This is a genomic window from Flavobacterium sp. (assembly GCF_025352015.1).
Lineage (GTDB): Bacteria > Bacteroidota > Bacteroidia > Flavobacteriales > Flavobacteriaceae > Flavobacterium.
Genome location: NZ_JANXUG010000008.1, coordinates 1 through 19268, shown reverse-complemented (window position 1 = coordinate 19268; position 19268 = coordinate 1). Strand labels below are relative to the sequence as shown.

Below are 19268 nucleotides of genomic sequence, written 5' to 3'. Positions count from 1 at the left end.
ATTTGATGGTGATTTTTTGAAAACCTATTTTATATCAAGAATTTGATATTCTGAATTCATACTCTTAAATTCTGGAACAATTTTTTTCATTTGGGCAACAACCTCAAGGTTTGAGTATTTTTTTGTTATATTTATCAATTCTGCTACTAAATCTTTAACGTCCTCAAAATCATCACAAATATCTTGTGAAATCATTATTTTGTTATTGTATGTGGGTAATGTTTTTGAAGAATCATTTAATAATTCTTCATATAATTTTTCTCCAGGTCGTAGCCCAATGATTTTGATGTTAATGTCTTTATCTGGGATAAATCCTGCTAATCGAATCATCTTCTTGGCAAAATCTATAATTTTTACGGGTTTCCCCATATCAAAAATAAAAATCTCACCACCATTACCCATTGCACCTGCTTCAAGTACAAGCTGACAAGCCTCTGGAATAGTCATAAAATATCTTATAATTTCAGGATGAGTTATAGTAATTGGTCCACCTTCTTGTATTTGTTTGGTAAACAAAGGAACTATAGAACCATTGGAACCTAACACATTCCCAAATCTTGTAGTAATAAATTTAGTAGCGTTTTTTTGAGTAGTATTTACAAGATGATAATGCAACGATTGTACATATTTTTCAGCAATACGTTTGCTTGCGCCCATTACGCTACTCGGATTGACAGCTTTATCTGTTGAAACCATTACAAATTTTTCTACCAAATACTTTTTGGATAAATCAGCAAGGTTTTTGGTACCAATTACGTTTGTAAAAATGGCTTGAGATGGATTCTCTTCAATCAAAGGTACATGTTTATATGCCGCAGCATGATAAACAAAATCAGGTTTAAACTTTTCAAAAACCATTTCAAGTGCATCATAATCTTTAATATCTGCAAGAACTGTTATAATTTTTATATCGTTTGATTGTTCCGAAATTTCAAGTTGCAAACTGTGTAAGGGAGATTCGGCTTGATCTAAAATAATTATTTTGTTTGGACTAAAATTAATAACTTGTCTAACAATTTCGCTTCCTATAGAACCTGCACCACCAGTAATCATAACTATTTTGCCTTTGATTTGATTGGAAATTTTATTATCATCTAGAACTATAGGTTCTCTTTCTAATAAATCTTCAATGGCGAAATTCTTTAGTTGATTTGAAATCTGATTTTGGTCTTCCCAGTTTGTTATTAACGGTACCGTAAAAACTTTAAAATTATATTCTAAACATTCTTCAACAAGTTTTATTGTTTCTTCCTTTGTCAGACTTTTTTCAGCAATAATCAATGCTTCTGCATTTACCGATTTTAAAATTACATGTATTCCTTTTGTTTGATTAATTATTGGCAAATTCAATATACTTTTATTTGTTTTATCCTGCTTGAATTTATTTACAAAAGCTATTACATTAAATCGGGATGGTTTTTCGGTTTTCAAGGCATTAGCAACTGAAATTGCATTAGCATCAGCTCCATATATTACCGCTTTTACTAGTTGATTTGTATCTGATATTTGCAAATAAGTTTCAAAAATATTTTTGACTAATATTCTGAAAAGAAATAGTAATAAAAAAGAAATAACATAAGTTATAAATAAACCGGTTGATAAGAGTAATCTATCTTTTCGAAAAATTTGTAAGGAATAATTAACAATCATTAATCCTAAATACGACGTTGTGGTAGCTACCAGAAGTTTTACACCATCTATAAATGTTGAGTGTCTTATGATACCGCTATACGTTTTAAAAAAAATAAATGATATTGCATTTACTAGTATAACGATAGCATATTGTATATATACATTCAGCGTTGGATAGAGTTTCACATTTAAACTGTGAATTATAATTTGAGTAATCAAACAAGCTATCAAAACAATAAAAACGTCAATGGTAAAAATTATCCACCTTGGTAAATATCCAATATTTTGAAATCTTTTTGTAGAAATGATTTTTCTCAAAAATTTAAAAACAAAATCACGCATAGTAAAAGACAGATTTTTACAAATTTATACTAAAAAAACTTTGAAGTGCATCGTAAATTCTTTTTTTATCAGATACTGTCAAATTTGAACCTGACGGTAAACATAAACCGTTTTCAAAAAGTTGTTGCGCATTTTTCCCACCATAATAAGGATAATTTTCAAATATAGGTTGTAAATGCATTGGTTTCCATAGTGGTCTAGATTCAATATTTACGTTCTCAAGTGCTATTCTTAAATCTTCTGTTGTTGCCCCAATCACATTATTATCTATCGTTATACACGTTAGCCAATGATTTGAAAAATAATTAGAGCTAGGTTCTTGAAACACTGTTACTCCTTTTATGCCTTGAAAAATTTCGATATAAAATCGGTTAATTTGGCGTCTCAAGTTCATATGTTTTTCTAAAATTTCCATCTGTCCTCGTCCAATTCCTGCGCATATATTACTCAATCTGTAGTTATAACCAATTTCTGAATGTTGATAATGTGGCGCAGCATCTCTAGCCTGTGTGGCTAAAAAAACTGCTTTTTCTTTCATTTTTTTTGAATGCGTAACCAATGCTCCTCCGCCAGAAGTTGTAATAATTTTATTTCCATTGAAAGATAAAACCCCAATATCCCCAAAAGTTCCACATTTTCTACCTTTATAAGTACTTCCCAAAGCTTCTGCGCTATCTTCAAGAATTGGGATTTCATATTTTGAAGCTATAACTCTTATTTCATCTACTTTAAAGGGCATTCCGTACAAATGAACTGGAATAATTGCTTTTGGTTTTTTTCCTTTTTTTAATCGGTCAACAATAGCTTCTTCGAGAGCAATTGGACACATATTCCAAGTTTCTAATTCGCTGTCAATAAAAATTGGTGTTGCATTAAGATACAAAATCGGATTAGCAGAAGCCGAAAAAGTAAAACTTTGACAAATAACCTCATCGCCAGCTTGCACTCCAAATAAAACCAACCCTAAATGAATTGCTGCTGTTCCAGAACTTAACGCTGCTACGCAGGCATCATCATTTAAAAATACTTCTAAATCTTTTTCAAAACCAGTAACGTTTGGTCCCAATGGCGCCACCCAATTCGTATCAAAAGCTTCTTTTACAAAATGCTGCTCTTTTCCGCCCATATGTGGAGAGGAAAGCCAAATTTTAGAGTCATTCATTATCTAATAATTATCTTTTAAAAATTGTTTTAATAATAATTCTCATATCCAATAGAAAATTTTGATTGTAGTAATAATTCAAATTCATCTGTACTTTATCTGGAAAGATGATTGTGTTATTATAGTTTAAAGCATCGTCTTGATGCTCTAATATTTCTTCCTCATTATAATATTTTATAGAAGCAAGACTAGTTATTCCTGGTTTTAACTCCAATAATTTTCTGGCCTCTCCAGTGAGCTTATCGTAGTATCCTTCGATATCTGGTCTAGGACCAACGATGCTCATATCACCTTTTAAAACATTTAAAAATTGAGGTAGTTCATCTAATTTATATTTCCTGAAAAAAAGACCTGTTTTGGTAATAATACCAGTTTTAGGATGCATGGTTTTTAGTTTATAAATTGTAAACAATTTTCCGTACTGACCAATTCGTTCTTGAAAAAAAAACCCATTCGATTGTGTATCTATCATCAAAATCAACCATGAAATTACCAAGAAAGGCGAAAATATAATCAATGCTGCAATCGAAGCCATAAGGTCGAAGCATCTTTTACTTATGGCATTCATTTTATACTTTTTGCAGGAATTCCAACCACCCTATCAGCTTTAGAAACCGAGGAAACTACCATGGCTTGTCCGCCAATAATAGCATCATCGTTGATAACAACCCCTTGAATAGTTGAGGCGCCAATACCTAACTCAACACAATCCCCAATAGTTGTATTTCCCCCAAGATTTACACCTGGTGCTAGGGATGAAAAAGATTTTACAAAACAATTATGACCTAAACTACAATTCATATTAATTACAACAAAATCATCAATAACCGTTTCGTAATTAATGGCAGCTCCAGGATAAACAATACTTCCTTGTCCAAAAATAACTTTTTCGGAAACCCAAGCGTTTTTTGAAATAAAATTAGGAAAGCTAAATGATAAATTTTGATATCGATTGAATAATTTTTTTTTAATAGTTGGAAAAGCTATGCCCCAAACTATAGCAATATCTTTTCCAGAATACTCGGGCAATTTATCTACTGAACCTATAACAAGAAAGTCTGCGATAACGGTACCGTGTTTTGAAACATCATCATCTAAAAAGCCGATGATTTCAAACGATTGGGTAAAATGATTGATATTGTAAGCAATAAATTTACCAACACTTCCCGCACCAATTATGAGTAGTTTTTGCATCATATCTTTTTAATTATTTCCATTAAACGGTTGCATTGGTCGGTCTAAACTTTGATTTACTCCTTCGGTTCTAATCACTTTTATGAAGGTCAACCACAAAATTTTAATATCAATCATCATCGAAAGATTATCAACATAAAAAATATCATAGTCAAATTTCTGCTTCCAACTAATTGAGTTTCTTCCGTTTACTTGCGCCCAACCTGTTATTCCTGGTCTAACATCGTGTCGTCTTAACTGATTCGAAGAATACAACGGAATGTATTTAAATAAAAGTGGTCTTGGTCCTATTAAACTCATATCGCCTTTAAGAACGTTTAAAAGTTGTGGCAATTCGTCTATGGATAATCTTCTGATAATTTTTCCTGCACTGGTTATCCTACGATTATCGTGTAATAAATTTCCGTTGTCATCTTTAGAATCGGTCATGGTTTTGAATTTGATAATTTTAAATGCTTTTTGGTGAAATCCTGGTCTTTCTTGAAAGAAAAAAACATTCCAATTATTTTGAAATCCTAAAATACAAACCACTATAAGTATAATAGGAGCAGTAACTAACAATACTATTATTGAAATCAAAATATCTAAAATTCGCTTAAAAAAAAGTCGATACATTTTATTTAAAATAAGGTTCTAATTTTGATTTTAATCCCTTTTGAACAGGTAGCTGCCATAATAGTTTACACCAATCGTGATTGCCCTCAATAAAACCTGGACCATTTTCAGTGATTACAATATCCCAACCTATCGACCTGTTTTCAGGATATTTTTTAGCCGCTTTTGTAACCATAGCAACTGCTTCCTTCCAAAATGGAATCTGCAAACCGACGATTTCAACTTTTGTAACGGGATGAAATTTTTCTTCTGGTTTTGTGATGTCGCTGTACACTCCTTTTCCGTGAACAATTCCTGTGATTTCGTCAATTGGTGCTGCCATGTTTCCTGCTGCCATATTATCAACAGAAGAATTTACTGAAATTCGTAGTCTACAACCTAACAAAATCACTTCATTAGTATAGTCCAATTGTGTAAAAATTCGAACTGTATTAACCGCCGAAGGTGATAAGTTATTGAGAACCGGATGTTGTTGAATAAACTCTTCTACCAAATCAAAATGGTTGTTTTCCATGAAAGTAATGATACTTTTTTCGTCAAATTTTTTGGCAACTTCTATCTGAACATCAATACCACAACTGCCGTCAGCAACTTTAAAAACAAGTTTTCCCGATGAATTATTCAATAATTTTTGAGTTACTTCTGGATATTGTTTCAAGTCGTTTCTATCTGCTACATTATGAACAAAATACTCATTGTACAATCGATAAAATTTGGTCTTATCATCCAGAATATCACGGGAATTTTTCGGATTCATTTTCAATTGATATTCGAACATATAACCCGTTCCAGCCCATGTTTTTCGTTGTGTATCATCAAGCTCAAAAAAACGGAATTGGAAATATTCCAAAAGGGAAATATTGTATTTAAAAACACAGGAAACAGCATCAGACAAAAGACTGACTTTATTTTTTTTGGTTAGTTTAGAAGCATGGTTCAAAAAAAGGTTTAACTTCTTCCAGTCCATTTTCTTAATATAATATCCTAAATACAATAGTCGTTTAAACATTTTTTTTATCTTTTAAAATCATTGCCATTTCATCAGCCGACATAAACTCGACCTCCGGCCATTTCTTTACAATTTGTTGTAATAATTTTTTCAAAGACTCTAATCCTTTTTCACGATTTTTTTTATCTATGTGTCCGCAAAAATTTACACGGTGCGAACTTATAATAGCTGGCTTATTCCAACGAAAAGCAGTTTCTATTTGCTTCATTGTAAAATTTACCCAATCAATTCCACGTTCTTCCGTTGGTTCAAAAACAACATTTCTAACCATAATACATAAGCCTTCTTTTGTTTTCTTTCCAAGGTAATTTAATGACTTTTTATATTTATTAAAGCCCTGATGTTCTTTAGGATGCAAAGCTAAATCTAAAAATTGTATTCCGTTATCTTTTAATGTCTGAAATAACGAGTGATGAATATTAAAAACTGGCGGTGTAAAATAGTTACTCCGATAACCAAAAACTTCTTCAAAAAGTTGCAATCCTTCCTTTAGCATTGGTTTTAAATCCTCGTTTTCTTTTACATCCAAAAAGTCTAGTGCTGCCATTGCTGACATAGTTGGATAGTCATCGTCTGCAATACTGGTGTAGGACTTATTGCTCAATGCTGTCAGTAATTCTACATTACGATTTTTTAATTTATCATTGAAAATCTTTAAATTCAGATGCTCTCTCCCGTGAAATTGTGGTTTCAAAAATCCTTTAGCAATCCCTTCTTTCCATAAATCCCAAGTTCCTGTATAAGCTTCTGGTTGCTGAATAGCTAGCTTTTTATAGGTATTCGGTAAGGTTTCAAAATAAAAATGTTGAAATTCATCGGCTTCCATTTTTTCGAAATCAATGTTGCACGGCAAAGCAAATACCGAGAAAATAGCATGTTTGCCATTTTTATCTTTTACAGAAGACAATACCGTAAAAAGTTGTTCCAAATCTTGTGTGGTTTCCAAAGTATCTAAAGCATCAAAACGAGAATAAATTTTCATTCCAGCAGCATCCATATTTTTTCTGGCTGCCGCTGAATTCAATCTGACGTTACCATAATCATCAACCGAAAAAACAACAATTTTACGATGGGTTTTCCAACCAATGCTGTTTTTTAAATTTGATAGTATAAAAGATATTATGCTTTTAATCATGAATTGGATTCAAATAATTAGCAACAAATTTATCGGCATTATCACGTTTGAAAAGTTGGGCTGTAGCAATGGCATTGGCGGACATAGCATTCCATTTTTGTTTGTTTTGACACAAATCGAGAATAAAATCCTTGGCAAGTCGTAACTCCTTTTCAGAAAAACATTCGGCAGCTTTATATTTGTGCGCATAGGTGTTTAATTCTGAATCTTCACCAGCAATGTAAAGAGACGGGATTCCATAACTCATCAAATTATAGGATTTGCTGGGAACGCTTCCTTTCGAAGTCAATTCATCCAAAATAACAATTCCTAAATCGGCAGCAGATAATGAAAACGGGAACATTTCGTCGGTTTGAAACGGAAGAAAAGTACAGTTGGGCAAGCTTTTATCTTCAACCATTTTCTGCAAAGCTGGAACTCTTGGTCCACGACCAATTATCTGAAAAATAATGTCTTTATTATTTTTTAAAAGTTCTGCAAGTTCAATTACAACCTCAACTTTATGTGTTAAGCCAATGTTTCCCGAATATTGAACGATGAATTTATCTAGTAAATTATGTTCTTTTACAAACGGATTTTTATCTTTTAAAACGCGCTCGTTCTGCTGAAAAATAGACCAAATGGGCTGAATGATTATTTTGGATTTTGTGACATACATTTCTAATAGTTCTGCCATTTTATCGCCAATAGTAAAAAGTCGTAATGCTTTCTTAAAAGATTTTCGGTTTAATAATGCCCAAATTCTGTAAACTGGATGCGTTTCCTTCATTCCGGTAATCTTAAAAACATCGGGATAAACATCCCAAACTACCATACTGAATTTGTTGGAAACCATAAGATTTAATAAATAACCCATTGGCGGAATCGAAACAAAAAATACTTCGTGTTTTTTATATTTGGTCATCAAAAGCCAATAAATTTTAAAACATGCTTTGATATAGGACAAAAACTTTTTTCTAGCTGGACGTTCCATCCATTTGTTGATGTACTTCACTTGAATATCTTGATGGAGCGCTTCTCCTTGTATGTGAATGCTTCCCGTAATTAAGGCAACATTTTCAAACTTTTGAGCGAAAGCGTTGCAAAAACCAACAGTAAGATAATTGGACGCTTGATTAATGACTACTATCCTTCTATCCTCAATTTTATTCATAGAATGCTGTCAATTTTACTCGGCCTGTCTCAAAATTTTGTGTCCGCCTTCGGCTAAATGTATGTCTCTTTGAAACAATTTCACATCTGAAGAAACCATTTCTTCAATCAGCATTTTCAAGTCATACTTAGGTTGCCAGCTTAATCTGGTTTTCGATTTCGTTGGGTCGCCAATCAATAAATCTACTTCGGTTGGACGGAAATAACTTGGGTCTACTTTTACAATTGTACTGCCAATTGCAGGAATTGAGAATTGTTTGGTTGAAAACTCTTTTCCTAAAGCTGCTTGATATTTTTCGGCATTTATTGACTCTAAAATTCCAATTTCGTTGACGCCTTCTCCTTCAAATTTAAGTTTAAAACCAACTTCCTGAAAAGCCATTTTTATAAAATCACGAACACGGGTTGTTATACCGGTTGCTATAACATAATCTTCGGCTATGTCTTGCTGCAGAATTCGCCACATTGCTTCTACATAATCTTTTGCATGTCCCCAATCTCGCTGTGCGTCGAGATTTCCAATAAACAAGTCGCTCTGCAATCCCAGCGCAATTTTGGCAACGGCACGTGTAATTTTTCTGGTAACAAAAGTTTCTCCACGCAAAGGCGATTCGTGATTGAATAAGATTCCGTTGCAAGCAAACATATTGTAGGCTTCTCTATAATTAACGGTGATCCAATAGGCATAAATTTTGGCGACAGCATAAGGCGAACGCGGATAAAAAGGCGTCGATTCTGATTGCGGTACTTGTTGCACCAAACCATATAATTCTGAAGTTGATGCCTGATAAATCTTGGTTTTATTTTGTAAACCCAGCAAACGAACCGCTTCTAAAAGCCGAAGAGTTCCTATTCCATCAGCATTTGCGGTATATTCTGGCGTGTCAAAACTCACTTTAACGTGCGACATCGCTGCTAAATTATAAATTTCATCGGGCTGTACTTCCTGAATAATTCGGGTTATATTCATGGAGTCAGTCATATCGCCGTAATGCAATTTTAGACGAATTCCTTTAGCGTGCGGATCTTGGTATAAATGATCAATTCTATCGGTATTGAAAAGCGATGAACGTCTTTTAATACCGTGAACCATGTAACCTTTTTCGAGTAATAATTCTGCTAAATAAGCTCCATCTTGTCCTGTTATTCCTGTAATTAATGCGGTTTTCATTAGTTTTATTTTTTTATTATATGCAATTACATTTTGACTTCCTTGAACGAATGTTCGTTCTCTAAATACCATTCGTATGTGGATTTAATTCCGTCTTCAAGCGAAATTTTTGCCTTCCAGCCTTGGTTTTCCATTTTGCTTACATCCATTAATTTTCTCGGAGTTCCATCCGGTTTTGAACTGTCCCAAATGATTTGACCTGTAAAGTCAACTGTTTTCTGAATCATTTCAGCTAACGATTTAATGGTTAGATCGATTCCGGTTCCAATGTTGTATAAATTTTCTGTAAACGGATTTTCCAAAGCAAAGACAACTGCATCAGCTAAATCGTAGACATGAAGAAATTCGCGCATCGGCGAACCAGAACCCCAAAGTGTCACTGATTCGTTTTTGGTGATTTTGGCCTCATGAAATTTTCGAATCATTGCAGGTAAAACGTGGGACGTCTGTAAATCGAAATTATCATTTGGCCCATATAAATTGGTTGGCATCAAACTCACAAAATCTTTCCCAAATTGCTTTCTAATCGATTCGCAAGCTTTCACTCCGGATATTTTTGCAATGGCATACCATTCGTTTGTTGGTTCCAATGAAGAGGTCAAAAGACATTCTTCTTTCAGAGGTTGTGGTGCTAATTTTGGATAAATGCAAGAACTCCCTAAAAAAATAAATTTGTCAACATCTTGATTTAATGATGTATCGATTAGGTTATTTTGAATTTGCATATTTTCCATTAGGAATGTGAACGGATAATTGTTGTTGGCCAATATTCCTCCTACTCTAGCAGCAGCGTCAATTACAATATTAGGTTTTTCATTAGCGAAAAATTCCTTGACCGCTTGCTGATTTTTCAAATCGAGTTCACTGCTAGTTTTGCCAATCAGATTATCGTATTTTTTATCTTTTAAAGCATTCCAGATGGCACTTCCCACCATTCCTTTATGTCCTGCAATGTATATTTTTGATAACTTATTCATGTGTTATTTATTTAAAAACAGCTAATAATTCGTAGGCAGCATTTTTCATTCTTTTATCATAGGAATCGTATAATTGTTTGTTATAATCCCTGTTTGGATAGTGCTCCAATATTGAAACCAATTGACTCACATTATGAGGTTCAAAGTACGTTCCTTTTTCTTCTAATTGTTCTATATTCACATTCAAATTGGCTGCAATAACGGGAACTTGAAGTGATTTTGCATCCTCGATAACGGTACTCCAGCCTTCAAACAAACTAGGTTGCAAAATGGCTTTGCAATATTTCATGAGTAATAATTGATTTCCACGCGGAATTAATCCCAAAAACTTGATTGATTTTTTTAAATCATTTTTATTAATAATGTCATGTAGTTCCTGCATATAGCTAGAATCGGGTTCTTCGGGAAAGCGACCTGTGATTCCCACACAAACTTCGTATCCTTTTTTCTTTAATTCGGCAACTGCTTCAAAAACAACTTTATGATTTTTGTGTTTATGAAACTGATTGCTAATCATATAAAAATGGTTTGGCAAATCATATTCTGCAAGGATTTCCTCAAAACTTTTATTTGGCAAACCTTCAATGATAGAAACAAAATGATAAATATGAATGTTCAACTTTGTTGAAACCTTAAAAAATTTCAGGAAATCATCCTTTACAGCCTGGCTTGAAACTACTAAATCTTTAGAATTTTTAAGTATTAATTTAATCCGAGCATTACGTTCGATACGTTTTCTTTTAGTAAAAAACTGCGGGTAGTATAGGTGTTGCAAATCGGCGTACCATGAAACGAGTTTAGCGTCTAACTTACTTTTTATCGGATAATCATGCATCGGAAAAATGGCGTCCAGCTTGAAATTGATCACTAAATCGTGTACGAAAGTGTTTTTGTTTTTCAGGAAAGAATTAATATATCCTTTGTAAATTGAAGAAAAATTATGGGGCACCAATTCCAAATACGGATAATTAATTTCGTCAACATATTTTTTTAATGTAGGGTTATAAAGAATAACAACCATAGGTTTGTCTTTATCATCAAGAAAATTTAAAATCCGAATGGCATTTAATAAATAAATTATTCCACCTGTCCATTTTGGATTGAAATTGAAAAGTAAACCTAATTTAAATCTCTGTTCCATAATTTTACCAGTTATCAACTAGATTTTTAATACCTTGATCCAAGCTCCATTTTGGTTCCCAACCAGTTCTTTCTTTTAGTTTAGAAACGTCAGCCAATAAGTGCATACGCTCAACTTTTCTAACTCTTATGGGATCAACTTCTATAATAATTTTTTCGTTAAGGACTTTTTCAAATTCGGCAACTACTTCGGTAACGGCGTACTCAATTCCGCGTCCTAAATTGAAGATGTCAAACCCAACGTTTTCCAATTTTATCAATGCATACATAGCATTTGCCATGTCATGTGTATGGATGAAATCTCTTTTTGGTGTTAAGTTTCCTAAAGCAATTTTGCGGTTACCCTCTTTGATTTGTTTTTCAATTTCCGGAATAAGATGTGGATTGGTTTCGTTTGGTCCAAAAGCATTGAAAAATCGGCAACAAACGGTATCAATTCCGGTTTCAAGATGGAACTTTTTCAACAATTGTTCGCCAGCTAATTTGCTCAAACCATATATATCAAGAGGTCTTACTTCATCAGTTTCGGCAACAGCACTAACAGAAATTGGATAAACCGCAGCAGTTGAAGCAAAAATTATTTTAGTTAAATTTTTTACTTTTTTGGCAGCTTCGAGAACATTCATTGTTCCTCTGATATTAATATCCGAAGATTCAAATGGATGCTCATTGCAATACGGAATGAAATGAACAGCAGCCAAATGGATAATAACATTCGGCATTATTACATGAATAGCATTTGAAACAGCCACCGCATCTCTAATATCTCCATAAAAAAAATGATCATCAGCAACAGTTATAAATTCTCTGTTTCCAAAACTTAAATTATCATAAACAAAAATATCATGCTTTTCACTTTGCAGTTTTGGAACAATTGCTGAACCAATAAATCCAGCACCTCCCGTTATTAAAATTTTCATAGTTTAACTATTTTTCATCACGCTTACCCAAGTAAAAACTCTTTATACTTTTCGGCGATAATTTTTAAATTGTTTGTTTGTTTGATTTTTGAAGCGCTGTTACCAATTTGATTTAATAGTAATGGATTATCAATTAAAAACTGTAATTTTTCTGTAAAAAGAGTTACGTTTCCAACTGGAATTAAAAATCCGTTTTCACCCTCGTTTATAATATCAGATGGTCCTGCAACGCAATTGAAACTTATGGGAGCCAAACCGTTTGCCATGCCTTCTATCAGTGCGTTTGGATAGCCTTCTATGATTGAAGTAAAACCAAAAATTTTAGCTTGTGACAAATAAAAATCGACTTCTTTTTGAAATTCGTAAAATTCGACTTTTTCGGCAATATTTAATTGATTTGCTTGATATTTTAAATCTTTTAATAAAGGACCGTCCCCAATAATAGCTACTTTCCAGTTAGGGGCTATAACTTTTGAAAAAGCTTCAAGTAAAAAATGCTGTGCTTTTTCGTAAGAACACCTTCCTAATGTGATGATTTGGTTTTTTCTTTGATGTGGGTATTCCTTGATATCTCTTAAAAAGTTAGGAATTACTACTATTGGGCAACTGTATTTTTTTTTATAAACTTCTTTGGCATAATTAGTTTGGGCAATGATTCCGTTGATTCTGAATTTTAAAATCGAATAGCAAAGATTATAGAAACTGTTGAAAAACGGATTTCGTGGAAATCTTACTCTATCTGGACTGCTTCTCCCCGAAATAATTACTTTTGTTTTTAATCCAACAGTACTTATAATTCCCAAAAGCATGTAGCCCAAGCAAAAAACAGTATCTGGTTTTTCACTTCTAATATTTTTTCGCAGGTACCATATTAGCATTGGAAAGGATATAATTTTGCCATATTTATCTCGAAAATTATCAGGCTCAATGAGTTTTACTTTGGGATGCAAGTCAAAGAATTTATCTTTTTTGAACATAACCAAAATAGTTACCTTAATGTTATTTTCGACCAAATAATTTGCCAAAACCACAGCAGTTCGCTCTGTTCCACCAGCAGTTAACTTGGGCAATATTATAACTATTTTTTTTTCCGCCATTTTTTTCTTTTTTCGTGCAATAGATAGCCAAACTGCAGCAATCCAACTGCATTCAGTAGACGCTTGACTTTACTAGTCCTTGTATTATTGGATAAAAAATTAAAAGAATTATTTATTTTGTTAGGGTCAAACGCCAAGAATTGATAAGGAACAATTTCGTTCAATGAATTCGTGTTGAAACCAATAAATTTTTCATTTTTTTTTGTTCGAGTTCCTTGTCCGTCGTTACCAATATTAAAAGTTTTCGTTGTATAAGGTGTTGCCGAGTAAAAATCATTTTTAATCATGTGATAAACATTGCGATAATCTAAAACCAAAGCTTCATTTTTATATAATTTTCGCTGAAAAGCTGTGAATAAATCAATGCCTATGGCGTCTAACTTTTTGACAAAATCCTTATTATTCAAATCTTTTTTTAATGTTTGGAACGAGATGTTTGAAACGTTTTGCATTTTATTTTTCCAAGTTCCAAACCCCCACGGACACCACCGATTTGTGAAATAAACATCTGCTTTCAATTTGTCATTTACATCAAAAAAAACTGAATGTGAAAACCCAGAAATGGAAATTATTTTCGGATCATTTTTGTAGAATTCTAATCCGTTATTCATAAATTGTAAAAAATTGGGGGCAACCACAATATCATCTTCTAAAAAGATTAAAGTTTGGTGTTGGCTAAAAACCAAATCGGTAGCAAATTCATAAGCCCGTTTTAAACCCTTATTTTCGTTTGCAATAATTAGAATTACTTCTTTAAATCCGGAAATGGTTTTAATATAAGCTCTTACAGATTCAATTTTGACATTATCTTCAATTTTGTATGCCGCATCCGATGAAATATATAGCACCGAATGTGATGTTTCTTCACACTTTTGTAGCGATTCGATACATATTTTTAGGCAATCTAATCGGTCATAAACCATCACTAAAATTGGCGCGTAGTTTTTCATTTATTTCAACATCAATTCAACCATCCAACCATACGGATCAAATGTTCCCTCGTACCAGTTCATTTGCTCATCCCAGTATCCAACGCAGGCATCATAACCACCGTTAGCAAATCCGTAACTAATTTCGATAAGTAAAGGCTTATCATTTTTATCCAAAACAAAATCGTAGGCTATGCATTGTGCATTCAATTTTTTATTGATTTCGAAAGCCTCTTTCACAAAACGTTCGTCTATGAACTGTTTATCGTACAAAATAAATCCGCTTCCCGAAGCTCTGAAATCATTTTCACGATTCATTCTTTTTATTCCAAAAGCTTTGCCATCGATAACTATTATCCTAATATCTGAATCGTTGTTACTGATAAACTCCTGAAAATACAAATAATCCATTTCGTTACCCATTACTTTTGCATAACGTGGCGGATTGAATAATCGCGCAAAGCCTTTAAAAACATCAAAAAAACTGCTCTTTCCTAATCGCCATTTTCTATATCTTTCTTTAATACTTCCCCAGCCGTCATAAGCGGGAAATCCATTTGCAAACGCTTTATTGGCGAGTGATTTGGCCTGTTCTTTTGTTTTGACTAACTGCACATTTTGAGAGCCAGCACCACCTTTTAATTTAAAAACTTTTGGTAACGAAGTGGTTTCTATCCAATTATATGCGGTTTTTTTATCATAAAAAACCCATGTTGGAACCAAATCAATTGCTAAAGCTTCCAGTAAATATTTCTGTGCTACTTTATCATCAAAATGCCACGCTGTATTAAAATCTGGAAAAACTTTAAAACCGCTCTGTTCTAATGAAAAAAGTAATGATTTTGCCATCACAATATCTGTTGTACTTGCCTGATGATAATGCCACATTAAACATGAACAACCCAACAATTGCTGTATAATATCGTTATCATAACACCTAACTAACTTATACGCAATGTTATTTTTTTCGCAGTAGTCAATCCATCTGTAATGAAACAAATCTTTACTTTTATTGTTGTGTATGGCTATCATTTAATCTAAATAATGTTGTGCCCAAAGTTCAAAACCCAGCATTAACCAAATCGCATCTAATTGATCTGATGTTGCATTGTTACTATTTTGCAGCCAAGAATCTAATTCATTTAGTTCAAAAAGTCCTCGTTTTCTTATTCCTGGCGCTACTTGTGTATTCCATTTTTCTTTAAAAACTGCGGATGAGAAAAACTCCCTTAACGGGATTCCGAATCCCATTTTGTCTCTATAAGCGAAAGATTCTCCAAATTTTGAAGCGCAAATATCTTTCAACAAAATTTTATTTTCATTCTTACCCTTGCGTTTACCAACCAGCAATTCACTTGGAATATTAAGCGACGTTGTAACCATTTCGTTATCTAAAAATGGAACGCGATTTTCTATAGAATGTGCCATCGACATTTTGTCTTGACGCATCAATAAATCGGGCAGATAGGTAAGCAATTCATATTTTCTTTGTTTAAGATTGGTATTTCCTTTGAGTTTATTTAAGACTTTTATCCTGTCATTTATGGCGTTATCTAATTTAAAATTAGATTTTAAACTATGAACTGTGGCCAAACTTCCAAAAGCAGTTTCCATGATCATTCGCTTATTTGGACTAACGTAATAACTTAAATATTCAAAAATATGTTTACTATTCTTTTTCAAGCCACCTAGAAATTCTCGTTTGAAATATGGAAATCGTAGCGCTCTAGAAAAACGTCCGTACCCCGCCAGACATTCATCTGCGCCTTCCCCGCTCAACAAAACGGTTACATGTTTTTTAGCTTCCTGACTCAATAAATAAATTCCGATTGTATTGGGATGATTCAACGGATGTTCAAAATGCCAAATGGCATTTTCCAAAACCTCAAAATAATAATGAGCATTCATTTCATATTTATGTGCTTCAAGGGAAAGTTGTTTAGCGACAATATCAATATACTTTTCTTCGGAAAAATTTGGGTCTTTAAATATGATGGAAACCGTTTCTAAATTTCCTTTTTCTAATGATTTTGACGCATAATAACTCACTAATGATGAATCGACACCACCTGAAAGTTGACAACCCAATTTTACATCACTTATCATCTGGGAATCGACGCTTTTTTGCAAGGCATTTTCTAAAATACTAGCCGCATTATTTTGAATTGTCTGACTTCCTTCATTATCTAATTCGTAAAAAACGTTTGTTTTAATTTTTCCGTTTTTAATACTTAAGTATGTTCCAGGAATGCAGTTGGTAATGTTTTTAAACAAGGTATCATTAATCACATTTCGGAACAATAAGAATTCGTCTAGTTTATTAAAATCGGGTTCAAATTTAAAATTGGGTAACCCTTTAAAACTCTTAATTTCTGAACTAAAAGCCAGCCGGTCTTCTTCTTGCAAAATATACAGCGGTTTTATGCCGAAACGGTCTCTAACAAGAAACAACGTATCCAAATCTAAATCATAAATCGCAATGGCGAACATTCCGTTTAAAAGCGAAATCATTTTCTCCATTCCATATTCTAAATATAAACATAAAACTATCTCGGTATCAGAAGTGCTTTTGAAAGTGTATCCTTTTTTTTCTAAATCTTCTTTAAAATCAAAGGCGTTATATATTTCGCCATTCAACATCAAAATCACTTTCTCATTTGGGCTCACCATAGGTTGATGCCCCATGGGTGATAAATCTAAAATACTCAAACGGTTGAAACCAAAAATTAAATCATTGGGCTTTGAACACTTTACATTTTCTGACATAGAAATAGTCTCAAAAGATTTGTCATGCGTATTGATTCCAACAATTCCCGAATCATTGGGTCCACGATGCTTTTGTATGGAAAGCATTTGACGCATCGCGTGATTGTTAGTCTCTTTTTGGTCATTAAAATAATAATATCCTGTAAATCCGCACATTTATTTATTAGGGTTTATGGATTGTAAAAGTATGTCTCTGTGGGCTTCGCATTGAATCAAATTCGTGTAAAGCAATTTCTTTCTCTTGGTAATAATAGATGGCAAAAGTCCTCGTTTGTAAAGGCTTGACATGATTTTGCCTTTATAAGGCTGAATCCAAGTATTCATTACGGGCTTCCAGGTTTGAGCATATTTCTGGAACTCGGTTTCCAAGAGTGTATCATCTGCAATTATGATATTCAATTTTTCTAAATGTTGAAGCATTGCTTTTTTCTCGGCTTCTTTTACTTTAAAAAGTCCTAAAACATCATTGTTTTGTGAAACAAATTCCATTTCAAAAGTAATAGGTTTATTTTTTTCAAAAGCTAAACAAACCATCATTCCCTTGTTCCACGGCTTGTTGCGGATGTCATGCCAATCAAAACAAAAATTTCCTAAACTGTAAAAAATTGGCGCTTCATTATAAATTTCATATCCCGAAATAATATGCGTATGATGCGCAATAACTGCATCAGCACCTGCATCGACAAAAAAACGATACCATTTTTTCATTCTCGGACTTGGTAATTCATAATGTTCGTGACCTCCGTGTGCAATAATTACAACAAAATCGGCATTGCTTTTAGCTTCTCTTATTTTATAAAAAACAGTGACTAAATCAATAGGATTGCAACCTGGAGTTGAATCGTGTGTTGTTGTCCATTCGTTTTCGGTAACATTTATAAAAGCAACTTTTGTATCGTATTTTTTCCAATAATATGTTTTAGAAGCTTCTTCAAAATTGGTTCCACTTCCTAACCAAGAAATTTTATTTTGGGTTAATGTTTCATAAGTTTCCTGCATTCCTTTTAAACCATAGTCTTTGAAATGATTATTTGCTGTTGCTACTAATTGGCAATTCAAATAATTTAAAATTACTGCGGTTTCTGGATGCGCTTTGATGTGCGGACCGGTTTTCAAAATTCCATCATTGGCAACCGTCAACGGACATTCTAAATCAATAATATTCAAATCATTTTGATTAAAAAATGATTTAACTTCGTCAAATAAGGTTTGCCAATTGTTGGCTTTCACTTGATTTTCGATACGAAGCCAAGGACAAAAATCGCCTGTAAAACCTATTTTAATCATAGCTTTATTATTGATTTTATTGAGTTGAAAACTCCTTTTTTATAACGCTGTTAAATAAATAATCTGTGATCTTTCTTGCACCATACGAGTTAAGATGGTCAGTTGCTAGCCAGTCTTTTTGTGCATCAATTATAGCGCTAGAAACTACATAATTATTGAGATTATAAACTGTTTTGATTGTATTTTTTTGGAATAAAATTGGACGTTGAAAAGGCAAAGCATTTCTATGAAAATTAGAACCTGGCATTTCTGTGATAACAACTTTTATTCTATTGGACTCACAAAGTGCTATAATTTTGGACAAATATTGATTTGAATAATCTACAGTAAAGGTTTTAGGATTAGTATAAACAGAATTATCTGGAATGGTTTTTTTTGTTCTCCATTGTCCAGAAACGCTTGTGGCATTACGATGGTCTTTTGAAATTAGTATTTTAAACATATCAACCGCCAACCATTGAAAATTTAAAAGCGGTGGATTAATTAGATTATTTTTTATGCTTGGCTTATAAAAAAAAGTAACCTCTGGATTTTCAAAAGCTACAGGATTAAGATATCCTCTTCCAATACAAGAGGATAATCCAATAATAATCATTTTAGGTTTTGTATTATATTTTAAATAGTTTTCCAATAGTAGCAACGAATTTGAAACATGACTTCCTGCAATTGCCATATTAAAAGTTTTCATTCCTTTTGAAGAGATATATTCAGCATCAATACCATCTAAAGCCATGCTATTC

At 32.9% G+C, this 19268-nt stretch carries 18 protein-coding genes; all 18 read right to left on the bottom strand.

Annotation, left to right across the window (positions count from 1 at the left end; translation table 11 throughout):
* Positions 1-24: 24 nt before the first annotated feature.
* Complete coding sequence (locus tag Q0Q96_RS00590; RefSeq protein ID WP_366068695.1) at positions 25-1950, bottom strand: nucleoside-diphosphate sugar epimerase/dehydratase; 1926 nt, start codon at positions 1948-1950, stop codon at positions 25-27.
* 40 nt (positions 1951-1990) lie between these two features.
* Positions 1991-3136 (bottom strand): DegT/DnrJ/EryC1/StrS family aminotransferase, encoded by a 1146-nt coding sequence (locus Q0Q96_RS00585; RefSeq protein WP_293870236.1) that lies wholly within the window; start codon positions 3134-3136, stop codon positions 1991-1993.
* Between the two features lie 10 nt (positions 3137-3146).
* Positions 3147-3704, bottom strand: a complete 558-nt coding sequence (locus Q0Q96_RS00580; protein ID WP_293870234.1) for a sugar transferase — start codon at positions 3702-3704, stop codon at positions 3147-3149.
* The gene (locus Q0Q96_RS00575; RefSeq protein WP_293870232.1) at positions 3701-4333 is read right to left on the bottom strand and encodes a NeuD/PglB/VioB family sugar acetyltransferase; all 633 of its coding nucleotides are present in this window, start codon (positions 4331-4333) and stop codon (positions 3701-3703) included. The genes Q0Q96_RS00580 and Q0Q96_RS00575 overlap by 4 nt, the downstream gene beginning before the upstream one ends.
* Positions 4334-4339: 6 nt before the next feature.
* Positions 4340-4945 (bottom strand): sugar transferase, encoded by a 606-nt coding sequence (locus Q0Q96_RS00570; protein ID WP_293870230.1) that lies wholly within the window; start codon positions 4943-4945, stop codon positions 4340-4342.
* 1 nt (position 4946) lies between these two features.
* Entirely contained in the window at positions 4947-5954 is a 1008-nt protein-coding gene (locus tag Q0Q96_RS00565) for a sugar-transfer associated ATP-grasp domain-containing protein (RefSeq protein WP_293870229.1), read from the bottom strand.
* Entirely contained in the window at positions 5947-7089 is a 1143-nt protein-coding gene (locus Q0Q96_RS00560; RefSeq protein ID WP_293870227.1) for a hypothetical protein, read from the bottom strand. Before Q0Q96_RS00560 ends, Q0Q96_RS00565 begins: the two co-directional genes overlap by 8 nt.
* Entirely contained in the window at positions 7082-8242 is a 1161-nt protein-coding gene (locus tag Q0Q96_RS00555; RefSeq protein ID WP_293870225.1) for a glycosyltransferase family 4 protein, read from the bottom strand. The genes Q0Q96_RS00560 and Q0Q96_RS00555 overlap by 8 nt, the downstream gene beginning before the upstream one ends.
* A 15-nt stretch (positions 8243-8257) precedes the next feature.
* Positions 8258-9412: a GDP-mannose 4,6-dehydratase gene (gene gmd, locus Q0Q96_RS00550; protein ID WP_293870223.1), complete on the bottom strand. Its 1155-nt coding sequence runs from the start codon at positions 9410-9412 to the stop codon at positions 8258-8260.
* A gap of 26 nt (positions 9413-9438) precedes the next feature.
* Positions 9439-10389: a GDP-L-fucose synthase gene (locus tag Q0Q96_RS00545; protein ID WP_293870221.1), complete on the bottom strand. Its 951-nt coding sequence runs from the start codon at positions 10387-10389 to the stop codon at positions 9439-9441.
* A gap of 7 nt (positions 10390-10396) precedes the next feature.
* Complete coding sequence (locus Q0Q96_RS00540; protein ID WP_293870219.1) at positions 10397-11530, bottom strand: glycosyltransferase family 1 protein; 1134 nt, start codon at positions 11528-11530, stop codon at positions 10397-10399.
* A gap of 4 nt (positions 11531-11534) precedes the next feature.
* Entirely contained in the window at positions 11535-12449 is a 915-nt protein-coding gene (locus Q0Q96_RS00535; protein WP_293870217.1) for an NAD(P)-dependent oxidoreductase, read from the bottom strand.
* A 23-nt stretch (positions 12450-12472) separates the two neighbouring features.
* A complete protein-coding gene (locus Q0Q96_RS00530) occupies positions 12473-13546 on the bottom strand; it encodes a glycosyltransferase (RefSeq protein ID WP_293870215.1) in 1074 nt (357 codons plus the stop codon).
* A complete protein-coding gene (locus tag Q0Q96_RS00525) occupies positions 13528-14496 on the bottom strand; it encodes a hypothetical protein (protein ID WP_293870213.1) in 969 nt (322 codons plus the stop codon). Before Q0Q96_RS00525 ends, Q0Q96_RS00530 begins: the two co-directional genes overlap by 19 nt.
* The gene (locus Q0Q96_RS00520) at positions 14497-15507 is read right to left on the bottom strand and encodes a hypothetical protein (RefSeq protein ID WP_293870211.1); all 1011 of its coding nucleotides are present in this window, start codon (positions 15505-15507) and stop codon (positions 14497-14499) included.
* Positions 15508-17397 carry an asparagine synthase (glutamine-hydrolyzing) gene (asnB, locus tag Q0Q96_RS00515; RefSeq protein ID WP_293870209.1) on the bottom strand — a complete coding sequence of 630 codons (1890 nt, stop codon included), beginning with the start codon at positions 17395-17397 and terminating at the stop codon, positions 15508-15510.
* Positions 17398-18528, bottom strand: a complete 1131-nt coding sequence (locus tag Q0Q96_RS00510) for a CapA family protein (RefSeq protein WP_293870207.1) — start codon at positions 18526-18528, stop codon at positions 17398-17400. It abuts the gene before it with no gap.
* A 16-nt stretch (positions 18529-18544) separates the two neighbouring features.
* The coding region (locus tag Q0Q96_RS00505; RefSeq protein ID WP_293870205.1) for a hypothetical protein at positions 18545-19268 on the bottom strand (724 nt) is incomplete at its 5' end.